Below are 4045 nucleotides of genomic sequence, written 5' to 3'. Positions count from 1 at the left end.
CCTCAATCCTGATCAATCGTCTGATCCAGGAGGGCCGGCTGTCGCTCACCGCCACCGTAGGCGATTTTATCGATCTCACCACTCTTCCTGGCCACACAGCTGACCCGCGCCTGGCTAACGTCACCGTCCGCAATCTGCTGGAACATCTGGCCGGCTTTCGGACCTACGACAGCCTCCGGGACCCCATGTTTGCTGATCCGCAGATTGCAGCCGATGTCGGCATCGGCTTGCCGGTTGGCACTGCCGACATCATCCGAGCCATGAATGGCATACCGCTGGGAAGCCAACCGGGAGCCACGTTTTCATACAGCAACTACGGGTACATGCTGCTCGGCCGCATCATCGAGGATGTGACCAGCATGAGCTACGAGAACTATGCCAAATCCGTGTTTGCGCCGATCGGAGTCAGAAACATGCGCCTCGGGCGTTCGCAGCTCTCCCTGCGCGCTCCCAATGAAGTGGGATACAACTCCGGCATCATGCGAACGACCGTGATGGACGATTCAGGCGCCCTAGTGCCTTACGAATACGGCGCGTTCAATATCGAAAACATGGATAGCCACGGTGGCTGGATTTCATCGGCCGTCGAGATGGTGCGTATCGCCAGCAACCTCGATAACCCGTCCGCCTCGGATGCCATCCTTGATCAGGCTTCGATCAGTCGCATGTTCTCCCTCCCAGAGAACTACCCGCTGCCTTACCAGCTTGGGAATCCCTATTACGCCCACGGTTGGTCGGTAAGAAATTATGGCAACGGGAAATACAACACATGGCACGATGGCAGCTTGCCAGGCACCACCTCCTACATGGTCAGAATTCAGGACGGCTGGGACTACGTGGCCATTTTCAATCGTCGCGACGAAACGGGTGCGAGCTGTATTTCGTGTGAAACCGACAATGCCATGTGGGGTGTCCGCGATCAGATAGCCAACTGGCCAGATATCGACCTCTTTCCGAAAATGCTTTCAGTCATTTTCACCAGCGGCTTCGATTGACCTGGCTGGATCGCGAGTCACGGACTCACCTTTCCATCGATCGTTGATCCGCGCGCCGGTGCCAGTCAGCGCCTCGCAGTTTCCACGGCATGCGCCAACTACATCGTTACCCCGTGCGGAAGACCGATTCACAAGCTCCAGGCCGCTACAGCGGTTTGCGCTGGTGAAAAGAATGGTGGGCCAGGCAATCTCACGAGACCTGCAGTTTCATTCGGAAGCGCAAGCTGACCGGGCATTGCGAGCCTGGTGTCCTGCTGCTCAGTCGATCAGAACGTCTTCTGTACCTTGAAGGCCCACAGGAACCTGCACATCAAAACCATCGCAAAAAATGCCGGAGTCGCGGCTGCGCGCGCATGCAATCCAGGTAGACACCTCGTGCCAGGCGCAATGCGCAGGCGATGAATCGCTGGCACATGCCATGAGAACGGCAGTGTCTGCATCAAGGCCGCCATTGACCGACGCAAGCACCGGCAAAGGCCCCGGGACTTCCATGTTGTCACGTGGGCGAATACCGAGAGAAGCCTCGAAATACACATTCGCTGCCAAGGCTCCTCCGCTGCAGGTAACCGTTTCACCTGTATTGTCCCAACTGCCCGACTTCGAACAGGTCATCGAAAACCCGCCTGTCGACGTCGTTGCCAGTTGCCACTGGAATCCCGGAGGCAGGTGCACCTGCAGGTGGGTACCCGTCGTCGGCGCATTGCCTCGATTGCCAACCGAAACCCTGACTCGGGAAGTCACGTCATCGGGCTGGAATACCAGTGGATTGTGATTGACGCGATCAATATACAGATCCGGCGCCGGCGCAACATCAATCGTGCCCGTCATTTCTGTGCAGTAGTTTGGAAACGAGTCGCCGATACACTCGGCAAGGGTTCCGGATTCTTCAGGCAATGAATCATCCACCCCAAGCACAATGCGCCCAGGGCCCAACGGTGCGTTGTTTGCCACGACTACCGTCAACACCAACTGTCCAACGTTATATATTCCGGTGCCCAACCCTCCTCCCGTGCATGCCAAATGTTCACTATCATCGGGCATCGCCGTCACCGAACAGGTGACCGGCGATAGAGGCGCATAGGTTTCGTGCGACTGGTAATGGATGCCAGGCGGCAAACGGAAGTAGAGACTGCTGCGCGGAAAACTGGTCGGACAGCCCGGAACACTTTGCGCGCACTTGCGGATGATGCTGTCGATCCTGCGCGTGGTTCCACGCAGATACGTTGACCCGGCAATATGACGCAATTCCGCGCTGAGATACGGAGACGGATCCGATGCCGAGGCCGTGGCGGGAAGAATGCACAGGGCGAGTAGCAACCCACAAAACAGGCGAGACGACATGGCTGAGACCCGCAATAGCGATGTCGCCACTATGTGCGTCAACCCGTACTCTGGGCACCCCCCGAACAAGGGGGATCCGAAACGCAATCTGGTGCAGACTTTCCCGGTGCCGGATCAACTGACCCAGTCCCTTGCGATTGGATTGCACTGACTGCCGCCTAGCGTCGGATGTGTCAACAAGCTCTTGTTGGAGGGAATGAAAATCAGACCGGTCGCTGTCGTTCCTGATAATTCCAATAGGCTTGCCCTGATGGCGGATGTCCCCGCTACCCACCGTCCTGGCTAATGGTGACGTCGATCATTGCAACGCCTTGAGCCGATTGCGCAAGCCGATGGCCTCTTTGCGTACCGTGATCTGGTTACCGAGCGCATAGACCTGATCGCGCCGAATCGCACCGAGCGCGCTCAACACTTCTGGATCGGCGTGGAGGTCGACGGGGTTCGCCGAGACGTCGAACAACTCGGCATTCATCATGTCGGCTTCGGTCCTGGCAGCAAAAACGGTGCTGGTCGGCTCGAAGCGGACGTGGCGAACGATCGTCGGCATATGCTGGTAGATATCATCCACCATCATCTCGATGTCGCCACGGATGACGCTGACCGTATCGCGGTAAGCGACCAGGCCAGCCCGCAACATGGGATCGGGAATGAGATCGAGCTCGCCCTTGGAAGCCAGTTCGTCAACCGTGCCAAGACGCCAGGCTGGCCTCCACCAACTATCCAGCAGGTTGATGCCGAAACGAACTTTCGCGTCGTCCCCGGGATCAAGCTGACCCGATTGTGCGACGTCAATGACGATCCCGATTTCTTAGACCGTACGCACGCTGAAAGCGATGCGCTGGTCGGCTTCGGCAATCGTCTGGTCCAGCTCTGCACCAAGCTGGGCAAGCACTTCATCCGGCCGCGCATGCCTGAGGCGGTCGTCATTCCAGTTGGAAGCCTGGATACCGAGCAGAACGCCGAGCGCGACGATCAACAACTCGAGCGTCATCCCCGACCAGTCGCGCTGGCGAAAAAATGCGAGTGCTCGCCAGCTGATCACGTCTTTGCCTTCTCCGATGCCAGCCCGAATAGTGCGTTGGAAAATGCAAACGAAGCAAATGACTTCTCTTCTGGCTACTCGGCCTCAGTGAGCCGGACAGCCTTGCAGCTGTTCTGAAGCGATTCCGGCGTACGCGGGAATGACAAAAAAAGACAGTTGCAAGCCTGAAGGCCGCTCTACTCGCTTCTGGGCCGACCAATGCGGCTGGGGTAGTCCGCATCCGTTTCAGAAGCCCGGATAGTCGGAACGATCAGCTCGCAACCGACGATGCCGCCTTCCCCGGAATATCAGGGAAGGCGGTTGCTTTCAGCAGCCTGCACACAATCCGCTCAGAACGTGCCGAACCCGTCCCGGAAGATGATGTCGTCAGACAGCGGTGTGTTGACCGTGGCGCTGTTGTTGGTACTGACGGGGTCACTGTAGGGCGCAGTCAGGCTGATCGAAGCTGCACTGGTCAGTTCTTCACCCGTTCCAATGCCGCGATCGACGATGGCGTTGATCGTGTAGATTGCACTGCCGTTGCGGCCCAGGCTGATGGTGTGTGCCGGGACGCCGCTACCGCTTGCGGGGCAGCTTGATCCGGCATTCGCGGCGCAGGTCCAGCTGATGCCCACATGTCGAATGGATGCGGTGAATTGGAACGCCGCCGCGGGTACGGGCACTACGC

Annotated in this window: 5 protein-coding genes; 1 reads left to right on the top strand and 4 read right to left on the bottom strand. The window is 58.2% G+C overall.

Annotation, left to right across the window (positions count from 1 at the left end):
• Positions 1-995, top strand: a 995-nt coding sequence (locus WBP53_RS16060; RefSeq protein ID WP_423930736.1) for a serine hydrolase domain-containing protein, incomplete at its 5' end; no start/stop codon positions are given.
• Positions 996-1253: 258 nt separating this feature from the next.
• Here the strand turns inward: WBP53_RS16060 and WBP53_RS16055 are convergent.
• The 4 genes from WBP53_RS16055 to WBP53_RS16040 form a co-directional block, all read right to left on the bottom strand.
• Entirely contained in the window at positions 1254-2336 is a 1083-nt protein-coding gene (locus WBP53_RS16055; RefSeq protein WP_423930734.1) for a hypothetical protein, read from the bottom strand.
• A 298-nt stretch (positions 2337-2634) separates the two neighbouring features.
• Entirely contained in the window at positions 2635-2973 is a 339-nt protein-coding gene (locus tag WBP53_RS16050; RefSeq protein WP_423930732.1) for a hypothetical protein, read from the bottom strand.
• A 171-nt stretch (positions 2974-3144) separates the two neighbouring features.
• Complete coding sequence (locus tag WBP53_RS16045) at positions 3145-3378, bottom strand: hypothetical protein (RefSeq protein ID WP_423930730.1); 234 nt, start codon at positions 3376-3378, stop codon at positions 3145-3147.
• A gap of 329 nt (positions 3379-3707) precedes the next feature.
• The coding region (locus WBP53_RS16040) for a hypothetical protein (RefSeq protein ID WP_423930728.1) at positions 3708-4045 on the bottom strand (338 nt) is incomplete at its 5' end.

The sequence above is a fragment of the Dokdonella sp. genome (assembly GCF_049593775.1).
Lineage (GTDB): Bacteria > Pseudomonadota > Gammaproteobacteria > Xanthomonadales > Rhodanobacteraceae > Dokdonella.
Note: the sequence above shows the minus strand (reverse complement) of the source record. Positions and strands in the feature narration are given on the sequence as shown.